The sequence below is a fragment of the Acidobacteriota bacterium genome (genome assembly GCA_019347945.1).
Lineage (GTDB): Bacteria > Acidobacteriota > Thermoanaerobaculia > Gp7-AA8 > JAHWKK01 > JAHWKK01.
The window spans coordinates 13278-31419 of record JAHWKK010000016.1 but is presented as its reverse complement, the minus strand read 5'-3'; the positions used below and the strand labels follow the sequence as shown (position 1 = coordinate 31419).

Here is an 18142-nt window from a genome sequence, read left to right as displayed (position 1 = left end):
GGACGAGGTGAACATGAGGATCTGCGGGATGCTTTTCGGGTTGCTGATTTTCGGGTGCGGAGGATCGGTCACTGCCCCTGATGCGGACGACCGGGGGACGTCGTCGTGGGAAGCGACGATCGCTGCTGGGGAAGTCAGGTCCTTCGACGACGAGCGGCTCTTCGTCGAGTTGCTTCGGGTCGAGAACGACTCCCGGTGCGCGATCGGCATTCAATGCGTCTGGGAGGGAGATGCGACCGCGGTGACGAGCGTGTGGGTCGAGTCGGGTGAACCGACCACGATCGAACTTCATCTCAACGAGAGATTCTCCCGATCCGCGGTCGTGGGAACGTATGCAATCGAGCTCCTCCGGATCGAGCCCCATCCCGAAGAGGGAGTCAGGATCGACCCCGCCGAATATCGAGCAACGGTGCGGGTGAGCCGCTAGACTTGCGGCGATGAATCGCGGACCGCAGCATCCGAACGAGATCGTGCCTGTACTTTGGGTCGACGGGCCCGACGCTCCCCAACGGATGGAGGGTGCCGTCGAGTCGGGAACGATCACTCCGGCGGAGGCCCGGCTGCTGATCGAGTTCCGGGAGAATGGGTCGCTTTCGACCGTCGTCGGCGACCGCGGTCTCTGCCGGGACCTGGCGGAGGAGATCGACCGGCTCTGGTCCGAGCGTCCTGATGATCTGCCGGGATGCTCGCACGGGGACGAGACGCTCCGGCCGCTCGCGGACCTTCCGGTCGATGCGACACGCCCGGGTGCTCGCATCCACGAAGCGCAGTCCCATTCGCGGGCCGCGCGCGACCTCTATCTCGACCCCTCGCTTCATCGGCTCGCGGCGCTCCTTCTCGGGGAGCCGGTGATCGCCATCCAGTCGATCCTGTTCGAGTACGGATCGGGGCAGGCGCTTCACCGCGATCCCTACTATGTGAAGACCGACCCGCCGGGACTCCTCGTCGCCGCCTGGATCGCGCTCGAGGACATTCATCCCGACTCCGGCCCTCTCGTCTACGTTCCCGGCTCGCATCACTCGACCGCGAACGACGACGTGGAGGAAGCGCGTGTGATCTTCACCCCGAGGAGTGGGGAAGTGCTCTTCTGGCATCCGGGTCTTCTCCACGGTGGTTCACCAGTCGCGGATCCCCACCGGACGCGAAAGAGCTACGTGATTCATTTCGCAGCCCGCCGGCACCATCGGCTGATCGCTCACACGATTACCTTCGGCGATGATGAGCCGGTCCGGCGGATCGTCGGTACGCGACGGCTGATGAAAAAAGGGGGAGCTGTCGGTTTCGCGAATCCTCTTTCGCGCCAGGGGACGAGCTGGGTCGCTACGCTGCGTCATCGTTTCGGCATCTGAGCGACAGGGTCTCCCGGGACGGGCACCGACTTCGCTCATGGAGCGGGGATGGACTCGGCATGGTGGCTCGACGCTCTGCAATGGCCCGCAATGATCGTCACCGTCCTCGCCGCGTGGTTCACGGCGAGTCAGACGAAATGGCGCAGAAAAGCGGGCTTCTGGCTGTTTCTCCTGAGCAATCTTCTGTGGAGTATCTGGGGATGGGCTGCGGGGGCGCTGGCTCTGGTGATTCTCCAGGTTGTGCTGGCTGCCATGAACACCCGCGGAGTACTGAAGAATGAGCCGGCGTGAGTCGGACGGTGTGCGAAGATCGAGTCATGAAAGAGATCGAGTGGAGAGACTTCGAACGGGTGGAGCTGAGAGTCGGGACGATCGTGGAGGTGCTCGATTTTCCGGAAGCACGGAAGTCGGCCTGGAAGGTCACGGTGGACTTCGGGGAAGGGATCGGCCTCCGGAGATCGAGCGCGCAGATAACGACGCACTATTCGAAAGAAGATCTCATAGGTCGTCAGATCATCGGGGTGGTGAACTTCCCGCCGAAGCAGATCGGCCCGGTTAAATCCGAGGTTCTGATCACCGGTTTCGCCGACGCGGAGGGAGCGATCGTTCTGGCGGTCCCGGAGCGGCGGGTGCCCGATGGCGCGAAGCTCTGCTGAGCGTTTCGGGCGGACAAATGTGAGACACACCGGGGGTCTGATCATTTTGCTTCACGAGCTGTCTTTGGCGCGGCCATTGCAACTACAAATAAGTGTCGGTCGACAAGAGACCGATAACGAAATGAAAGGAGAAATATCGCAATGAAAGAACAGAAGCCATCCGACCGCAAACAGAACGATCCGAAGCGAAACGAGAAGGAGCGTGAGGGCTTCGAGGGCGCCCCGAAGAAGGGCACCGACAAGAACCCGAATCCGACTCAGAAGACCGGTAACCGGCCTCAGAATCGCTGAAGCATCATTCACTGATGCAATCAGGCCGCGCACCAACGTGCGCGGCCTTTTTTGTTTTTGCGCGATCTCGTGGTAAACCGGGCGCTTCGCGGTGTTGGTTGAACGCGCCGAGCTCGGAGGAAGAATGAAGTCGCAACCCATCTGGATATCTGCCATATTGAGCCGGGACGCGGCCGACGCCTCACGGAGATTCGGGAGAGCGGAGATGACGGGTGCTTCGGAATGATGAAGGCTCTCGTCCCGGCGCATCTCAGAAGCGGGATCGAGAAGGCGCTCGGTGAGGACGCGTCCCGTTTCGAGCTCGTTTCCTACGATCAGGATTGTCGGATCGAGGGCGACGCGGCCGGAGCGGAGGCATTGTTTCGGTGGTGGATACCGGAGGATGAATTTCATCGGATGCTCGATGACCACCCCGATCTCGCCTGGGTTCACACCGGCTCGGTCGGTGTCGATCACATCCTGACTCCGCGGTTTCTCTCGAAGGGGATTCCGCTGACCAACTCGTCGGGAGTGAACGCGGTCTCGATGGCGGAGTGGGTGGTCGGATGCATGCTGGCGGCTCAAAAGAATCTCGGGGAAGTGTTCGAGCGACAGCGTCAGAAACGCTGGCTGAAAACCGAGGAGCCGGAGCTGATGGGCGATACCGCACTCTTCATCGGCGGTGGCCGTGTAGCGAGCGAGATCGCGACGCGGCTCCGCGCATTCGGGGTCTCGACGATCGCACTGACGCGGACGGGTGAACCACGCGAGCCTTTCGACGTGGGACTTCCGGTCGAAGCGCTGGCAGAGACCCTTCCGAAGGCCGACTGGGTCATCGTCTCTGTGCCGCTGACCTCGCGGACGGAAGGGATGATCGGGGAAGAGGAGCTCGGGCGGATGAAGCGATCTGCGCGGATCGTCAACGTGGCCCGTGGTGAGATCGTGGATGAGCGCGCTCTGGTTCGTGCGCTCGAGGATCGACGCATCGCCGGAGCGATCCTCGACGTCTTCATCGAGGAGCCTCTGCCGTCCGACAGCCCGCTCTGGTCGATGGAGAATGTCGTCGTTCTCCCTCACACGACCTGGAGGAGTCCGGAAGCGAAGGAGCGTCAGATGGCTCTGTTCGCGGAGAACCTTCGACGGTTCCGGCGGGGGGAAGCGCTGGTCAATCTGGTCGATACCGAGCGCGGCTACTGAGAAGAGTGAAGAGCGAGGAGAAGAGAGAAGAGTGAAGAGAGAAGAGTGAAGGGTGAAGAGTGAAGAGTGAAGAGTGAAGAGTGAAGAGTGAAGAGTGAAGAGAGAAGAGTGAAGGGTGAAGAGTGAAGAGTGAAGAGTGAAGAGTGAAGGAAAGACGCCTTCGTTGCTGCGATCTGACGGGATACACAATTTTGCGAAATCGAACAACTCGTCATCCTGAGCGAGTAGACCGGCGCGTTGCGGAAATGAAACCCGTGAGTGCAACAACAACCTCACTCGCGTACTCAAACCGACGTCATCCCGAGCGGGAGGTCGGGCGGGCAAGCGAGGGACCTCGCAGGTTGGGACATCAGGCCAAGCGAAGCGCTGCAAAAGGGTCAAAGTCCAACAAATTTCGTGGCTGTTTTTATTAGGGACCGGCGAAGCGCAGGCGAAGGATCTGGGGGGCGGCTCGTAAATGAACGTGGCGATTGCGAGGGGCGTCCGGAGCACGCTACTCGGTGACGTGACGAATCTGTCGCTTTGCTCGCGGGCTGCCGACCCAGGACGTAGGATGGGCGCTGATGAGCGAGATCGTCGGAATCGCAACCGCGTGGGGCGACCGCGCGGATCGGGCGCGCGGCGGCGCGCTCGCGACCGTCATCCGGACGCGAGGCTCGACCTTCCGGCGGCCGGGAGCGAGGATGCTCGTTTTCGAGGACGGGTCGACCATCGGATCGGTGAGCGGAGGTTGTCTCGAAAACTCGGTGATCGATGCCTCGAGCGAAGTGATTCGCACGGGTCGCTCGGTGATCCTCCGCTACGACGGTGCCGATGACGACGTACTTCTCGGCGAAGGTGCAATGTGCGACGGCGAGGTGGCGATCGCGGTCGAGAAGATCGGCGGGAGACTGTCGGACGAGCTCGCCACGATTCCCGATGCGATCCGCGACCGCGACCTCTTTCTGACGGTATCCGATGAACCGGAGAGCGGTCCCCGCACCCGGATTCATCTCGACGAGGCTCCGGATGGGGCGAGCGGGCGCGTGATTTTCCGCGAGCGGCTTCAGGCACCGCTCGAGCTGATCCTCTGCGGTGGAGGAGCGCTCGCGGCGTCGATGGCGCGGCTGGCGGTCCCGATCGGATGGGAACCGGTCGTGGTCGATCACCGGCCGCGGGTTCGCGAATCGATGGCCGCGCTCGCACGGACCGCGAAGGATCTCGGTCCGGTCGTTACGAGACCCGCCCGAACGGCGATCGTGGTCATGACGCACCATTTCGAGCGCGACCTCGACCTGGTGGCAGAGGCGCTCGCAAACGATCCGCTCTATGTCGGTCTCATCGGGTCGCGCTCACGGAGCGGGAAGCTCGTCGCAGAGCTTCGGAACCAGCACGGCGATCTCGACCTCTTCCGGCTGCACACCCCTGCAGGACTCGAGATCGGCTCGGAAACCGTGGAGGAGATCGCGCTGTCAATCGTCGCCGAGATCCAGGCGGTGCGCCGGGGAGTGGAGGGTGGCTCGCTCAGCGCCAGCAGTGAGCCGGTTCACGGCCGGGGCTCGGCCAGACTGGCGGCGATCATTCTGGCCGCGGGCGGCTCGTCGAGGATGGGGGAAAGCAAGCTTCTGATGAAGGGCCGCGGGGATGATTCGCTTCTCGAGGAAGCGCTCGCGACCGTGGGCGAGCTTCCGGTCTGCGACGTTGTCGTCGTCGACGGCGCGGAGCCGGAAGTTGGAGCTATAGCCCGGCGTCGCGGAGCTCGTTCGGTCCCCAACTCCGACTGGCGGGAGGGAATCGCGAGCTCGGTACGGTGCGGTGTGGCGGCGCTCGGTGACGACATCGACGCCGCACTGATCGTCCTCGCCGACCAGCCGCGGATTGACCGGCCGGATCTCGAGCGGCTGATCGGGGCGTGGAGAGCCGATGACCGGAACATCGTTGCAACTCGCTACGCCCAAGGGGGCGGCGTCCCCGCGATCTTCGCGCGTTCGCTCTTCCGCGAGCTGATGCGTCTCGATGGCGACGAGGGGGCGCGCGAGCTGATCCGATCGGATTCGACCGCCCGCCTCATCGAAGCCGGCGACACGCGGGACGTCGACGACCCTCGCGCATACGCGGAGATCGTCACGGATCGCGATTGATCAGGCGAGATCGCCGGCTCTGACGGGAAGCTTCCGGATCCTATTTCCGGCGAGTCTCGAGAGTGCGTTCGCGACGGCCGGTGCAAAGGGGCATACGGTCGGTTCGCCGAGTCCGTGAGGACGATCGTCGTCGCTCTCGATGATGGTCACGTCGATGACTGCCGGTGTCTCGTCGATCATGACCACAGGGAAATCGGAATAGTAGCTCTGCTCCGCTGCACCCTCGCGGAAAGTGATCTCCGATTTCATGTTCGAGAGGGACCAGATGACGCCGCTCTCGACCTGCTGGCGGACGCCGTTCGGGTTGACGACGACGCCGCAGTCGACCGCGGCTGCGACGCTGTGAACTCGAAACGGGAGTGCGCCGTCCGGAGCATCCGGCCGGAGGGAGACGTCGACGACGTACGCAATGTAGGTTTCGGTGTGAAAGACATTGCAGGCGATGCCGCGCGCGTGTCCCTTTTTGACCGGCGCGTTCCAGCGCGAAAGCTTCGCGACCGCGTCCAGCACTCCCCGCAGCCGTCGCCGGTCCGACTTGTCTTCGTCGAACGTCAGCGTATGGGGAATCGATTCGTCGTCGCGCCCGAGGAGCTCGAGGCGAAGATCGATCGGGTCGCGATCGAGCTCCATTGCGATCTCGTCGATGAAGCATTCGCGGGCGAAGACCGATGGCGGCGAGAAGACGGATCTCCACGGTCCGATCAGAACGGGGGAGTCGACGATGCCGTAGCTCATCTCCATCGAAGGGATCGCGTAGGGGTTGTCGTAGACGCCCCACGCCCATCCACGAACGACGTCCGGGCTGGCGCGCTCCTTTTCGGAGAATGCGTAGCGAGCGTTGTGCGGCGACGAGGTTTTTCGATGGAGCCAGCTCGTCACGCGGCCGGATTCGTCGATTCCGGCGGCGAGGCGGTGCGCCGAGGCGGCCTGGAAGTAGCCGTGTTTCATGTCGTCTTCGCGCGACCAGACGAGCTGCACCGGCGTCCCCTTCATCCTGCTCGCGATCTCGACCGCCTCACGATCGAAGTCGTGCCCGAGCCTGCGCCCGAAGCCTCCGCCGATCATCATCACGTTGACCAGGACGGCAGAACGGTCGATTCCGAGGACGTGGGCACCGACCGCCTGAACGCTGTTCGGCGTTTGCGTCGGTGACCAGATCGTGCACCGGTCCTCCTCGGCGAGAACGGTGCAGTTGACAGGTTCGACCGGAGCGTGCGCTTCGAAACCGTATTCGTAGAGTGCTTCGATCTTCCGATCGGCGAGCTCGAGATCGGCCGCGCCATTTCCGACCGTGTGGATCACCATGTTCCGATGTTCGGTCGCCGCGCGCAGTTTGCCGGCGTGCTCATCGCTGTCGAAATCGGAACCCTCGCCGTTCTTCCATTCGATGAGGAGCGCTCGTCTTCCTTCGAGGGCGGCCCACGTCGTCGTCCCGACGACGGCGACTCCCTGCGGAATCTCGACGACCTTCACGACGCCTGGCATCGACTCGGTTTTCTTCGAATCGAGTTTCGCCATTGTGGCGCCGAACCTGGGAGGGCGCGCAAGGACCGCGAAGACCATCCCGGGAACGCGGACGTCGAGTCCGTAGACGGCGCGTCCGGTGACGATGTCGGGACCATCGGTCCGATGCAGAGCCTTCCCGATCAGGCGAAAGTCCTCCCGTTTTTTCAGCGGGACATCCTGAGGAACCGGCAGAGTGGACGCGGCGGCGGCGAGATCACCGTACTTCGCCGTCCGGCCGGTGGGCGAGTGGTGGACGACTCCCGCTGAGGTCGTGCATGTCAACGGATCGACGTTCCAGCGAGCTGCGGCCGCGGCGACGAGCATTGCGCGGGCCGTCGCCCCGGCCTGGCGGAGAGGATCCCACATTCTCATGATCGATCCGCTTCCCCCGGTTCCGAGGCGATTGAATACTTCACTCGGCGACGCCTGCTCGATCTTCACCGACGAGAGATCGGCGTCGAGCTCCTCGGTGAGAATCATCGGGAGTGACGTCCGGACGCCCTGACCCATTTCGCTTTTTCCGATGCGGATGAGGACTGAGCCCTCGGGATGGATCGATACCCAGGCATTCGGCTCGAGGCTGGCAGCTTCGTCCGACAGTGCATCGAGCCGGAGGCCGAGGATGAGCGCTCCGCTGCTCGCGCTGACGAGCTTGATGAAATCGCGGCGTGTCGTGGTCATTTTCCGCCTCCGAGTCTCGCCGCGCGCAGCGCCGCTTTTCTGATACGAGGGTAGGAACCGCAGCGACAGACGTGATCGCTGAGAGCGGCGTCGATCTCGGCCGGAGTCGGGTCGGGGTTCTCGCGAAGCAGCGCCCGGATGGCCAGGATCATCGCCGGCTGGCAGTATCCGCACTGCGCCACGTCCTCCTCGAGCCACGCCTTCTGAATCGGATGGGACGCATCTTCCGAGAGACCCTCGATCGTCGTGATCGAGTGACCTTCGGCGGCCCCCACGCCGACCTGGCAGGACCGGATTGCGCGATCTCCGTCGAGCACCGTGCACGCGCCGCAGAGTCCGACACCGCAGCCATATTTCGTACCCGTGAGGCCGAGGACGTCTCTGAGCGCCCAGAGGAGCGGCATATCAGCACCGGCCTGTAACTCGACTTTCCTGCCGTTGATGGTGAGTTTTCGCGCCGTCATTGAATCCTCCTGACACACCTTACTCAGGAAACGGCTCGATCCGAATGGAGATCGGTGAACAATCGGCGAAATTCTCGGAACGCCTCCCCTTCAGCGCGAAATCTGCCGCCCGCTGAAGCGGGCTCGACATTCTCTGCGACGGTCTCCTATCCCCCGGCTGAAGCCGGGGGCTAAGGTCTTACGCCCGCGGGGCGCGGGCTGAACCAAGGTGGAGATCTCGCGAGATTCAACGCCTTCGAGGGCGTTTGACGTTCTGTCGCTCGCGGACCTTGGGCTGGCAACACGCGGACCGCGGGCTGGCAAAGACTCGATCCTCGCGTTTCGCAACCGCGAAGCAGAATCGAGCAGGACCGGGCTGATCGTTTCGGACGTCGCGCAGAATCGGACGGAGCCGCCGAAAGGCGGCGCCAGGTCTTAGCCCCCGGCTTCAGCCGGGGGACAGGGACGTGGCACCCTCGAGTGTCGAGCCCGCTTCAGCGGGCGACAGAATCGAGGACCGGGCTGACCGTTTCAGACGCGGCGCAGAATCGGACGAAGCCGCCGGACGGCGGCGCCAGATCATAGCCCCCGGCTTCAGCCGGGGGACAGGAATGTGGCACCCTCAGATGTCGAGCCCGCTTCAGCGGGCGACAGAATCGAACCAGCGGTAAGCGACGAGGCCGCTGGCGAGAATGGCGAATCCGACGAGGCTGTCGACCGGTGAGCGCGCGACCGAGCCGATCACCACCAGAAGGCAGGCGATCGTGAAGATCGCAGTCGTCCAGGGGTGGCCGGGCGCCTTGAAGCCTTCAGTGCGCGCGGAATCGTGGCGTCTCCTGAAAACGAAAAGCGTCAATCCCGTGAGTGCAAAGAAGATGAAGTCTGTCGAGACCACGTACCCGAGGATCTGTTCGTAGGTGCCGGAGATCGCGATGACCGTTGCCACGAGCCCCTGGAGCGCGATCGCGACCACCGGGACGCGGGTGACGAGATGAACTTTTCCGACCGATCGAAAGAAAACGCCGTCGTCGGCCATGGCGTAATAGACGCGGGGGGCGGTCAGCATGCTCTGGCTGAGGAACCCGAGGGTCGAGATAGCGATCCCCGCGGCGATGAATCGAGCGCCCGGCTCGCCGAACGCGAGCCGCATCACCGCGGAGGCTGGAGCCGCGGTCTGCGCCAGCCCGTCCGGTCCGAGGGCATGAAGACAGACCAGGTTGACGGCGATATAGACGGTGACCACACCCGCGACACCGGCCAGGAGGCCGATGGCGAGATCGCGTCCGGGTCTCCGCAGCTCCCCCGAGATGAAGCTCGCGGTCTGCCAGCCGCCATAAGAGAACATGACCGGGGTCATCGCCGCGGCGAACGCGAAGAGGAGACCGGCTGGAGGCTCGGACGCCGGAATCGCGCCGAAGTCGAGCTTCGACTCTCGAATCCAGAATGCTCCAGCTCCGACGAGGAGAGCGATCGCGAGGAGCTTCAGGATCATCAGGACCGACTGGGTGTTGCTGCCGCTCCTGACACCGAGGCAGTTGATGATGGTGAGAGCGAGAAGGGTCAGGCTGGCGAGGAGCCATTCCGGTATCGGCCAACCTCCGAGCTCGTTCGCATAGCGCGCGAATGTGACGGCAACCGCCGCCATTCCTCCGCTCTGAACCACGAGCAGCAGGCCCCAGCCGTAGAGGAATGCGACGGAGGGATGAAATGCGTCGCGAAGATATGCGTATTGCCCGCCGGCCTCGGGACGGACCGATGCGAGCTCGGCGTAGATGAAAGCTCCGAGGAGCGCGATCGCGCCCCCGGCGAGCCAGGCTCCGATGATGAGGGGGGTGGTGTCGAGGTACCGGGCGACGACCGCCGGGTTGATGAAAATCCCGGAGCCGATGATCCCGCCCATCACGATCATCGTCGCGTCGAACGCGCCGAGCCGCCGGGCGAGCGTCGTCATGGCGAGAGCTTAGCCCGGATCATTCACGCGCGGGGCATATCGGGGATGCGCGCACGGTTTGCGCGATTCATGATGCGACCACTCCTCTTCAGCGCTTTTCTTCTTCTCGCGGCGTCGCCCCTCGGCGCCTCGATTCTCGAAGTGAAGACGGTCAACCGTCACGCCGGGACCGTTTCTCTCCACGCGAGCGGTGCCTCGATGCATGCCTTTCTCCGCACCGTCGAGCTGCGCACGGGGAGAACTATCGTTGCCGATTTCGTCGATTTCCGTTTCCGAGCGGATATCGAGGGAGGGACCATCATCGAGACGCTCGAAGTGCTGGCGGATGCACTGGGGCTTGAGCTCATCGAGCGGGGCCGGACTCTCGTCGTCCGCGACGCCGGTGATGCGGGCGTCAGGCTCGATGTCGTGGATGCGAGTGCGAAATCGATCGTCGAGAGCCTCGCCCGGCAGTGTTCGATCCGCAACGTCATGATGGACGAGGAGATCACCGTCAAAGGGACCTTCGTGTTCGACGACGTTCCCTGTTCGATCGCCTTCCGGACGGTTTTCGGCTCGCTGGGGCTGTCGGGACGCCTCGAGCCCAGCTCGGTTCTGGTGGTGGAGCGGGCTCGGTGACCGGAGGCGCTGCGGGGCGCGGGTGGCTCCCGAGATTGCTGGCGGTCATTCTGCTGATCGGGGTGGGAGCAGCGATTTATCTCAGCCCGGCCGGCGAGGCGCTCAACATGGACTCGATCGAGATCTGGATCGAACAAGGGCGGAATCTGGCCGAGCGCTGGTGGGCTCCGATTGCCTTCGTCGCAATGGTGGCAATGCTGACGGTGCTTCCGGTCCCGGCATCGCTGTTCGTGGTCCTGGGGGCCGTACTCTGGGGGTGGGCTGAGGGGGGACTCTATGTGCTGGCGGGGTGCCTGCTGGCCGCCTGGGTTTCCTTCGAGCTTGCCCGCTGGGTGATCGGCGGAGCGGTGATGAAGTATCTGAGCCGTAAGTTTCCTAAATTATACGGAATTCTCGATCAGGCGGGGGCACAGACCGTCGCGGTACTTCGGCTCGTGCCTGGGATTCCATTTTTCGTATTCAACTACGGATCCGGGGTCACCTCGATGAGGCTGAAGGACTTTCTCCTGGGGTCGTCGATCGGTCTCCCGGTGTCGGTCTTCGTGGTTGCATTCTCTGCAGATGCGATCGTTACGGGTGCGCTCGGCCAGGCCGACCTGGTGAACCGGCTCCTGATCGTGAGCCTCGTTGCGGCGGCGGTGATCAGCCTTCTCTTCGTCATCAGGCGCCGTTTTTCGGTGGTCCGGGAGCTCGAATCGACGGTCTCCTCCGGTGATTCGTTGTAAAATGTGAGTCCGCCCGAGGCGGGTCCAGATGATCGAGATCCAGGTACATCCGAGTGAGATCAGGGGAAGAGTGCGCTATCTCTTCTTTGGAGGCCGGACTGCGGCGGTCGGGCTCGTGATCGGCACGCTGATCCTGTTGGAGCTGTGGGGCTCGATGGCGGCTGCCCCGTCGGTACTGCGCCGCGTCCATCGGGATGCGGAGCTTCGGATTGCCCGGGACAGCCAGGCGGTCCAGCTCGAGAAGCTGGCGGATCACGTCGCCCAGATGGAAGGGCTGGAGAAGAAGCTCGACGAGCAGAAGATCGGAATCGAAAAGCTTCTGACCGTATACGGCCTCGCCGGAGAGTCCGTCGGCACGGGAGGGGTGGCATTTCCTGATAAGGCGGTGCTGGTCGATCCGGTGACCGATCCGCTCGAGGCCGCGAGGGAGAAGGAAGCGCTTCTGAGGCTCGCAGTTTCCAGAATCAGCGAACAGCTCGCAATGCTGGCAGATTACGAGGAACAACACGCCGAGCTGGTCAAGCACGTTCCGGCGATCCTGCCGGTCCCGGAGGAGCAGTTCGTGCTGACCTCGCCGTTCGGATCGAGGATTTCGCCTTTCACCAGGACCGCGGACATGCATAACGGTCTCGATCTGGCGGCGCCGCGAGGCACACCGATCGTCGCTGCCGGAGACGGCGTTGTGACGTTCGCCGGACGATACCCGATGTCGAGGAGCATCGCCTGGTGGCGCTTCGGGAACGTCGTCGTGGTCAATCATGCGGACAAATTCGTGACGATCTACGCCCACTGTGACGAAGTCCGGGTGAAGACGGGAGAGAAGGTCTCCCAGGGGCAATTCATCGCGACGGTCGGGTCGTCCGGGTGGAGCACGAACTCGCATCTCCATTACGAGGTGCGGGCGGACCTCGACGGGGCGGGAGTTTACAGACCAGTTGACCCGAGGATCTATATACTGGATCATCGCTGGAACGATGAGGAGAAGCTCCTCATCCAGTCGCGCTCGGTCAGGGAGTTCAATGATTACGAACCTCTGCCGTCGACATTCATACGGGGTGGAAGAAGAGGAGTGTGAGAGATGTCGAACGCCGTGGAGAATCCGTCGAATTTTCCGACGATGATCATCCCGAGGGGTACGGAGATTCGAGTCAATGACGAGGGGCAGCTCTCGATCAAGACGCCTGGAAATCTCGTCATCCAGAACTCCGGAAACTATTCGGAGCTCGAGTCGACCAACGGATCGATCCGGATCGAACCGGACGTCAAAGTCGATGCAGTGAACGTCCGGGCGAGGGAGGCGTGCTACATCGAAGGTACGCTCACGGCCTGGAAGGTGACCGCACGCCGGATCTCGCTCGAGGACAATGCGCGCGCCTACATCATGCTGCAGGAGTCCGAGCATCTGGAGCTGTCGGCCGACAGCCGGCTCGTCGGGAACTTCGCCACCGAGAAGGAGATCTATCTCCTGCTCGGGAAGTTCAACAATCAGCTCCGGCAACTGCCCGGGTCGGTCGGACTCGATGCGCTCGATGCGGAACGCTCCGCGCAGCGGCGTCCAGAGCCCGAGCCTGCGATATCGGATCCGTCCTCGAGGGAAGTGCCGAAGCAGCTCCGCCAGGCGGTCTCGCTGATGGAGCTGGAGATGCGCCGCGCCGACCTCGACAGCTCGTCGAGGGATGCGCTGAAAGAGCTCGTCTACGCGCTTCGCGAATACGACTTCAAGAGAGCCAAGTTGATCTACCGCGACGCGTTCTCGGAGCTTTCCGCTCCCTCGGAGAACCTCCGCCGCGCCTACGATCTGCTCGATTCGCATTTCCGAGGCTGAGCTGGTTGCGCGGACCCTCCCACGAGAGGGGTGAAACGCCTCTCCGCCTCGAGGGGCGATGATGAAGATTCTTCTCGCAATCCTTCTCGTCGCGCTTCCGCTTTTCGCCGCTGCCGGTCTGGTCCGGCTCCTCGAGCTCTCGTTCTCGAAGCGGCTGGCAACCCGCATCTCCGATGGAGAGGCGATCCTCGTGGGACTGCCGATCGCCGGGGGTCTCCTTCATCTCTGCGGACTCTTCAGTGTCACCGTACCCGGGATACTCGCGATCCTCGTCCCCCTCGCGGTCGTCGGGCTCGTCCGGCTGCGCATTCCCCGCGACCTCCCCCGGGTTCATGGAACGCTCGAGATTGCCGGGGCCGGCGTGATCACGGGTGCGCTGATCGTCGCGTTTTTTCTTGCGCTCGCGCCCCCCTTCATGCGCGACGAGGTGGCGTATCACCTTGCCGTCCCGGCGGTCTGGGCGGCGGAGGGGAGGGTCGTCGAGCTGCCACTGATGTCGCACTCGTATTTTCCCGTTGGCTTCGAGTCGATCTATCCCCTCCATCTGCTGGTGCTGGGGAAGGTCTGGGGAGGGATGGCGGTCCACCTCGTCCATCTGATCGTGGCCGGGGTGGTCGTCATCCTGTGTCTGCGGCTGTCGGGATCGTGGGCCCTGACCGCGGCAATCGTCTCCACGCCGGTACTCCTCGCGACAGCCGGCGCCGCGATGCTCGAGTGGCCGCTGATCGGCGTGACGCTGGTCATGATCGCTTCGCTGAAACGAGCGGAGCCGGACCGGTTGCTGCTCGCGCTCGCCGTGGCAGCCGGGCTGATGCTCAAGTACACCTTTCCGCTCATTGCGCTCGTGGTTCTGGCCGGGCTCGTCCGCCGGCCGATGATGCGATCTCTGGTCGCTCCGATGCTCATCGGCCTGGCTCTCGGTTCGCTCTTTTACGTAAGAAATGCGGTGTGGACAGGGAACCCGGTCGAGCCGCTGCTGGGGGGTGAGACCGAAGAGATCACGCGGTACCGGACCAGCGAGGGGTCGGTTCCGTTGCCGTGGGGCTATGTTTTCGATCCCGTTCAGTTCGATGAATCGACCGGTCTGGCGATCTGGATGATCATCGTGGCGGGCGGCATCGTGGCGCTCCGCCGCAGAGAAGACAGTCGCCTTCTTCTTTTCGCCGCCGGTTCGATTGCCATTCTCGCCTTCGTCGGTCCCGCGGCGCGCATTCTGATGCCCTTCGCAGTCATCGCCGCGCTCGAGGCCTGGAGGCGAGGCTTCGCGCCCCGGTCACGCGTGATGCATGGTGTTGCGTTGGTTGCGCTCATCCTGGCGGTGTCGCAACTCGTGGTCACGGCGGGTGTCGCCCTCGCGCTCCGTCCCTGGGAAGTGATCGCCAGCGAGCGGAGTGCGGACGAATGGATATCGGAGAGGAGGGAGGCGCATCGAGCGGTCCTCTGGCTCAACCAGACGCTGACCGAGAACGACCGGGCCTTCATCGTCGGGGTTCCGGAGCTGTTCTGGGTCGACGGCAGTCCGAGAGGGGGAGGCAACGCCGACTCCGATCGGATTTCCGATTATCTCGCCGCGCCGGGGTTCGAGGAGAGACTCGTGAGCGACGGAATCACTCACGTCGCGGTCGAAGGAGAAGCGCGGACCGCAGGTGAATACCCTGCTCCGTCCGATCCCGTACCGGGCGAGGTCGTCAGCCAGCTTCCAGATGGCTCGACGCTGTGGCGCCTCAGCGCACCCGGGGCTCGGAGACACCGATGATCCGGTTCGAGTTCACGAGCATGATCGGGATGTTCCGGACCCGGTCGAGCTGCTCTCCTTCGCCGACGAGATACTCGCATTCGTAGATCTCGAAGAAGCGCTTTCTCTGAACCAGGTAGTCCGAGACGCGAAGGCCGGTGGGAACGTACAGAATTCCGCTGATCAGGCCGGTCTCGAACGCACACGAGACGTCGCGCTCGACCCGGTCCTGACCGAGTGTCGTGATCCTGGAGACTTCGGCCTGACTGTTGGGAACGATGAAGATCACCGAGTCGCGCTGGAGGGCGAAAAAGGTCGCACGTCCGGGGACGGAGGGGAGCTGAACGTCGCGCAGCTTGAAGAAGTCGTCCGGCTGGTTGGTGAATTCGATGAGACGACGGCTGCTGGGGATGACGAAGTTCCCCCTCATCCAGCCCGCGGTGGTATAGATCGTCGCAGCGACATCCCGCTGCGGCGGCGCGTAGAAGTTCCCTCTGGTCATCGGTTCGATCAACTCGTGGTGCTCTTAGCGATAGAATCCTGCGAGATTGTACCGGAGGTGAACTTGAACCAGCCATTTCGTCCCCTGCTCGCAGGTGTTGCATTGATCTCGATCCTGTCCGGATGCGCGTACGAGGCGCCTGAAGGATCCGATGCGGACGGCCACATCGAGGCCACCGAGGAGTGGCGGGCCCGGAGGCTGTCGAGTCTGCAGTCGGAAGGGGGGTACCTCGCGCTGGTCGGTCTCCACTGGCTCGAGCCCGGCTCGAACCGGATCGGAAGCGTGCCGGGGAGCGACATCGTCGTTGACGGGCTTCCTCCCCGTGCCGGCGTGATCGTCGTCGACCGGATGCCCTCGGAGGGCGATCACGGAGCCGTTCGATTCATTCCGGTGACGGGGACCGATCTGACTTCGAAAACCGACGCGCTCGATGGCCCGATCGATCTCATCTCCGATGCCGAGGCCTCCGAGCTGAAGAGGGAGCCGACGACTCTGGTCTCGGGTACGACGTCGTTCTACCTGATCGAGCGCGATGGCCGGCTCGGCGTTCGCGTCCTCGACACTGAAGCGCCGACTCGAGTGAATTTCGAAGGGATCGAGCATTACCCGGTGTCGCGCGAATGGCGGATCGAAGGACGATTCATTCCGTTCGACGAGGTGAGAATGGTCCGGCTCGAAGACTACGCCGGAGGCCAGCAGACCATGGAGAGCCCCGGGAGAATTCATTTCGAGCACGACGGGTGGAAGCTGACCCTCGACGTTTACGACAGCGACGACAACTACTTCATCATCTTCCGGGATGAGACCAGTGGCGAGGAGACATACGGCGCTGGCCGTTATCTGTATACCGAGACGACTGCCGCGGAGGATGGATCGATCGTCATCGACTTCAATCGAGCGTACAACCCTCCGTGCGCCTTCACTCCGTTCGCAACCTGTCCGTTGCCGCCGAGACAGAACTGGCTGCCGATCCGGGTCGAGGCGGGAGAAAAGGATTACCACCTGCACCACGACAAAGGGGTGTCCGAGCCTGCCGCGGATGTCTGAGCGGTTGTCAGAGAAGAGATGAGCCGGTTCGACTGGGACGAAAAACGCTTCGAGCGTGTCCTGCAGCTCGCGAGCGCCGAGTCGCAGCGCTTCCTCTCCGCCATCCCCGAGAGGGATGTGACGCATCGGGCGTCGCTCGAGCAGTTGCGTGAGCGGCTCGGGCTCGAACTGACCGAGGAGGGGCTGGATGATGAAAAGGTCATCCGGGAACTGATCGAAGGGGCGAGAGACGGTCTGCTCGGATCGGTCTCGCCGCGCTTCTTCGGCTTCGTCATCGGTGGCTCGATGCCCGTAGCGCTGGCCGCCGACTGGCTCACCTCCGTGTGGGATCAGAACGCCGGGCTCTATGCCGCGGCGCCGGCTCCTTCGGTCTGCGAAGAGGTCGCCGCGCGCTGGCTGCTCGAAGTCCTCCGATTGCCGGAAACGAGTGGCGTTGCGTTCGTGACCGGCGGGCAGATGGCGAACACGACCTGCCTCGCGGCGGCGAGACACCGCGTCCTCGCCGATGCCGGATGGGATGTGGAAAGAGACGGGCTTCAGGGCGCCCCGAGAGTTCGCGTGCTCGTTCCGGACGAGGCGCATGCGACGATTTTCAGCGCGCTGAGGCTGATCGGACTCGGGGCGAGTCCGGTACGGATCGCTACGGATTTCGAAGGGCGGATGCGGCCGGAAGCGCTTCGGAATGCGCTGCGAGAGGGCGAAGGGCCGGCGATCGTCTGCGCGCAGGCGGGTAATGTCAACACCGGCTCGTTCGATCCTCTCGGGGAGGTGATCGCGATCGCCCATGAATCGGATGCGTGGGTGCACGTCGACGGAGCGTTCGGTCTCTGGGCTCGCGTCTCACCCGAGACCTCGCCGCTCGTCGAAGGCGTCGAGGAGGCGGATTCGTGGGCGACCGATGCCCACAAATGGCTCAACGTCCCCTACGACTGCGGGATCGCCATCGTCAAAGATCGCGCCGCACACCTCGGAGCGACCTCCGTGCGTGCCGACTACCTCATCCAGGCGGGTCCGGATTCGGATGCGCCCCGCGATCCTCTCGACTGGACACCGGAGTTCTCCAGGCGCGGAAGAGGATTGCCGGTCTATGCCGCGCTGCGCTGGCTTGGTCGCTCGGGACTTCGAGAACTGATCGAGCGCGGCTGTTCGGCAGCGAGCCGGATCGCCTCGGAACTGCGAAAAGTGGATGGCATTCGAATCGTCAACGAGGTCGTGCTGAATCAGGTGCTCGTCGATTTCGACGTCGAGGATTCGAAACTACACGACGGCCTCGTCGATCGTGTGGTGCGGCGCATTCAGCAGGACGGGCGGATCTGGCTCAGCGGAAGCCGCTGGAAGGGGCGGGCGGTCATCCGGGTGTCGGTCAGCAACTGGGCGACGGGGCAGGACGAGGCGCTCGTCGCCGCTCAGGCCATCGCGGATGCATGGAAGTCGGTCAGCGTCGAGTAAGGGCGCGCGAGGGTCTCGGAGGCAAAAGGCTCGACCAACCCCACGTGGTCGGCCCGGCCCTTATCTTT

At 63.6% G+C, this 18142-nt stretch carries 19 protein-coding genes; 14 read left to right on the top strand and 5 right to left on the bottom strand.

Features of this window, described 5'->3' with window-relative positions; genetic code table 11:
* Positions 1-13: 13 nt before the first annotated feature.
* From KY459_11210 to KY459_11185, 6 genes are all read left to right on the top strand, one after another.
* Entirely contained in the window at positions 14-427 is a 414-nt protein-coding gene (locus tag KY459_11210; GenBank protein ID MBW3565285.1) for a hypothetical protein, read from the top strand.
* 10 nt (positions 428-437) lie between these two features.
* Entirely contained in the window at positions 438-1349 is a 912-nt protein-coding gene (locus tag KY459_11205) for a phytanoyl-CoA dioxygenase family protein (protein ID MBW3565284.1), read from the top strand.
* 48 nt (positions 1350-1397) lie between these two features.
* A complete protein-coding gene (locus KY459_11200) occupies positions 1398-1640 on the top strand; it encodes a hypothetical protein (GenBank protein ID MBW3565283.1) in 243 nt (80 codons plus the stop codon).
* Positions 1641-1666: 26 nt separating this feature from the next.
* Positions 1667-2005 carry a tRNA-binding protein gene (locus tag KY459_11195; GenBank protein MBW3565282.1) on the top strand — a complete coding sequence of 113 codons (339 nt, stop codon included), beginning with the start codon at positions 1667-1669 and terminating at the stop codon, positions 2003-2005.
* Between the two features lie 141 nt (positions 2006-2146).
* A complete protein-coding gene (locus KY459_11190) occupies positions 2147-2296 on the top strand; it encodes a hypothetical protein (GenBank protein MBW3565281.1) in 150 nt (49 codons plus the stop codon).
* Between the two features lie 225 nt (positions 2297-2521).
* Positions 2522-3472, top strand: coding sequence for a D-2-hydroxyacid dehydrogenase (locus KY459_11185; protein ID MBW3565280.1), 951 nt, complete (start codon positions 2522-2524; stop codon positions 3470-3472).
* Here the strand turns inward: KY459_11185 and KY459_11180 are convergent.
* Complete coding sequence (locus KY459_11180; protein ID MBW3565279.1) at positions 3466-3687, bottom strand: hypothetical protein; 222 nt, start codon at positions 3685-3687, stop codon at positions 3466-3468. The two genes, KY459_11185 and KY459_11180, sit on opposite strands and share 7 nt — an antisense overlap.
* Positions 3688-4035: 348 nt before the next feature.
* On the opposite strand from KY459_11180, the gene KY459_11175 reads away from it, so the two are divergent.
* Positions 4036-5592 carry an NTP transferase domain-containing protein gene (locus KY459_11175; protein ID MBW3565278.1) on the top strand — a complete coding sequence of 519 codons (1557 nt, stop codon included), beginning with the start codon at positions 4036-4038 and terminating at the stop codon, positions 5590-5592.
* Here the strand turns inward: KY459_11175 and KY459_11170 are convergent, their stop codons facing one another.
* The 3 genes from KY459_11170 to KY459_11160 all read right to left on the bottom strand — a co-directional run bounded on the left by KY459_11170 (position 5593) and on the right by KY459_11160 (position 10173).
* Positions 5593-7779 (bottom strand): molybdopterin-dependent oxidoreductase, encoded by a 2187-nt coding sequence (locus KY459_11170; protein ID MBW3565277.1) that lies wholly within the window; start codon positions 7777-7779, stop codon positions 5593-5595. It abuts the gene before it with no gap.
* Positions 7776-8243: a (2Fe-2S)-binding protein gene (locus tag KY459_11165; GenBank protein MBW3565276.1), complete on the bottom strand. Its 468-nt coding sequence runs from the start codon at positions 8241-8243 to the stop codon at positions 7776-7778. The genes KY459_11170 and KY459_11165 overlap by 4 nt, the downstream gene beginning before the upstream one ends.
* Before the next feature lie 619 nt (positions 8244-8862).
* The gene (locus KY459_11160; GenBank protein ID MBW3565275.1) at positions 8863-10173 is read right to left on the bottom strand and encodes an APC family permease; all 1311 of its coding nucleotides are present in this window, start codon (positions 10171-10173) and stop codon (positions 8863-8865) included.
* A 72-nt stretch (positions 10174-10245) separates the two neighbouring features.
* Here KY459_11160 and KY459_11155 point away from each other — a divergent pair, with 72 nt between their 5' ends.
* From KY459_11155 to KY459_11135, 5 genes are all read left to right on the top strand, one after another.
* A complete protein-coding gene (locus tag KY459_11155; protein ID MBW3565274.1) occupies positions 10246-10791 on the top strand; it encodes a hypothetical protein in 546 nt (181 codons plus the stop codon).
* Entirely contained in the window at positions 10788-11516 is a 729-nt protein-coding gene (locus tag KY459_11150) for a VTT domain-containing protein (GenBank protein MBW3565273.1), read from the top strand. Before KY459_11155 ends, KY459_11150 begins: the two co-directional genes overlap by 4 nt.
* A gap of 28 nt (positions 11517-11544) precedes the next feature.
* Positions 11545-12591 carry a M23 family metallopeptidase gene (locus KY459_11145; GenBank protein ID MBW3565272.1) on the top strand — a complete coding sequence of 349 codons (1047 nt, stop codon included), beginning with the start codon at positions 11545-11547 and terminating at the stop codon, positions 12589-12591.
* Positions 12592-12594: 3 nt separating this feature from the next.
* The gene (locus KY459_11140) at positions 12595-13341 is read left to right on the top strand and encodes a hypothetical protein (protein ID MBW3565271.1); all 747 of its coding nucleotides are present in this window, start codon (positions 12595-12597) and stop codon (positions 13339-13341) included.
* Positions 13342-13402: 61 nt separating this feature from the next.
* Complete coding sequence (locus KY459_11135; protein ID MBW3565270.1) at positions 13403-15097, top strand: hypothetical protein; 1695 nt, start codon at positions 13403-13405, stop codon at positions 15095-15097.
* On the opposite strand, the gene KY459_11130 is transcribed toward KY459_11135, so the two are convergent.
* Positions 15066-15578, bottom strand: a complete 513-nt coding sequence (locus tag KY459_11130; GenBank protein MBW3565269.1) for a hypothetical protein — start codon at positions 15576-15578, stop codon at positions 15066-15068. The two genes, KY459_11135 and KY459_11130, sit on opposite strands and share 32 nt — an antisense overlap.
* A 63-nt stretch (positions 15579-15641) precedes the next feature.
* On the opposite strand from KY459_11130, the gene KY459_11125 reads away from it, so the two are divergent.
* Both KY459_11125 and KY459_11120 read left to right on the top strand, forming a co-directional pair.
* Positions 15642-16625: a DUF1684 domain-containing protein gene (locus tag KY459_11125; protein MBW3565268.1), complete on the top strand. Its 984-nt coding sequence runs from the start codon at positions 15642-15644 to the stop codon at positions 16623-16625.
* An 18-nt stretch (positions 16626-16643) separates the two neighbouring features.
* The gene (locus KY459_11120) at positions 16644-18074 is read left to right on the top strand and encodes an aminotransferase class V-fold PLP-dependent enzyme (protein ID MBW3565267.1); all 1431 of its coding nucleotides are present in this window, start codon (positions 16644-16646) and stop codon (positions 18072-18074) included.
* Positions 18075-18142: the final 68 nt, after the last annotated feature.

Coding starts and splice junctions, on each gene's coding strand:
- KY459_11210 (MBW3565285.1), top strand. CDS start 14: ATGAGGATCTGCGGGATGCTTTTCGGGTTGCTGATTTTCGGGTGCGGA.
- KY459_11205 (MBW3565284.1), top strand. CDS start 438: ATGAATCGCGGACCGCAGCATCCGAACGAGATCGTGCCTGTACTTTGG.
- KY459_11200 (MBW3565283.1), top strand. CDS start 1,398: ATGGACTCGGCATGGTGGCTCGACGCTCTGCAATGGCCCGCAATGATC.
- KY459_11195 (MBW3565282.1), top strand. CDS start 1,667: ATGAAAGAGATCGAGTGGAGAGACTTCGAACGGGTGGAGCTGAGAGTC.
- KY459_11190 (MBW3565281.1), top strand. CDS start 2,147: ATGAAAGAACAGAAGCCATCCGACCGCAAACAGAACGATCCGAAGCGA.
- KY459_11185 (MBW3565280.1), top strand. CDS start 2,522: ATGAAGGCTCTCGTCCCGGCGCATCTCAGAAGCGGGATCGAGAAGGCG.
- KY459_11180 (MBW3565279.1), bottom strand. CDS start 3,687: ATGACGAGTTGTTCGATTTCGCAAAATTGTGTATCCCGTCAGATCGCA.
- KY459_11175 (MBW3565278.1), top strand. CDS start 4,036: ATGAGCGAGATCGTCGGAATCGCAACCGCGTGGGGCGACCGCGCGGAT.
- KY459_11170 (MBW3565277.1), bottom strand. CDS start 7,779: ATGACCACGACACGCCGCGATTTCATCAAGCTCGTCAGCGCGAGCAGC.
- KY459_11165 (MBW3565276.1), bottom strand. CDS start 8,243: ATGACGGCGCGAAAACTCACCATCAACGGCAGGAAAGTCGAGTTACAG.
- KY459_11160 (MBW3565275.1), bottom strand. CDS start 10,173: ATGACGACGCTCGCCCGGCGGCTCGGCGCGTTCGACGCGACGATGATC.
- KY459_11155 (MBW3565274.1), top strand. CDS start 10,246: ATGCGACCACTCCTCTTCAGCGCTTTTCTTCTTCTCGCGGCGTCGCCC.
- KY459_11145 (MBW3565272.1), top strand. CDS start 11,545: ATGATCGAGATCCAGGTACATCCGAGTGAGATCAGGGGAAGAGTGCGC.
- KY459_11140 (MBW3565271.1), top strand. CDS start 12,595: ATGTCGAACGCCGTGGAGAATCCGTCGAATTTTCCGACGATGATCATC.
- KY459_11135 (MBW3565270.1), top strand. CDS start 13,403: ATGAAGATTCTTCTCGCAATCCTTCTCGTCGCGCTTCCGCTTTTCGCC.
- KY459_11130 (MBW3565269.1), bottom strand. CDS start 15,578: ATGACCAGAGGGAACTTCTACGCGCCGCCGCAGCGGGATGTCGCTGCG.
- KY459_11120 (MBW3565267.1), top strand. CDS start 16,644: ATGAGCCGGTTCGACTGGGACGAAAAACGCTTCGAGCGTGTCCTGCAG.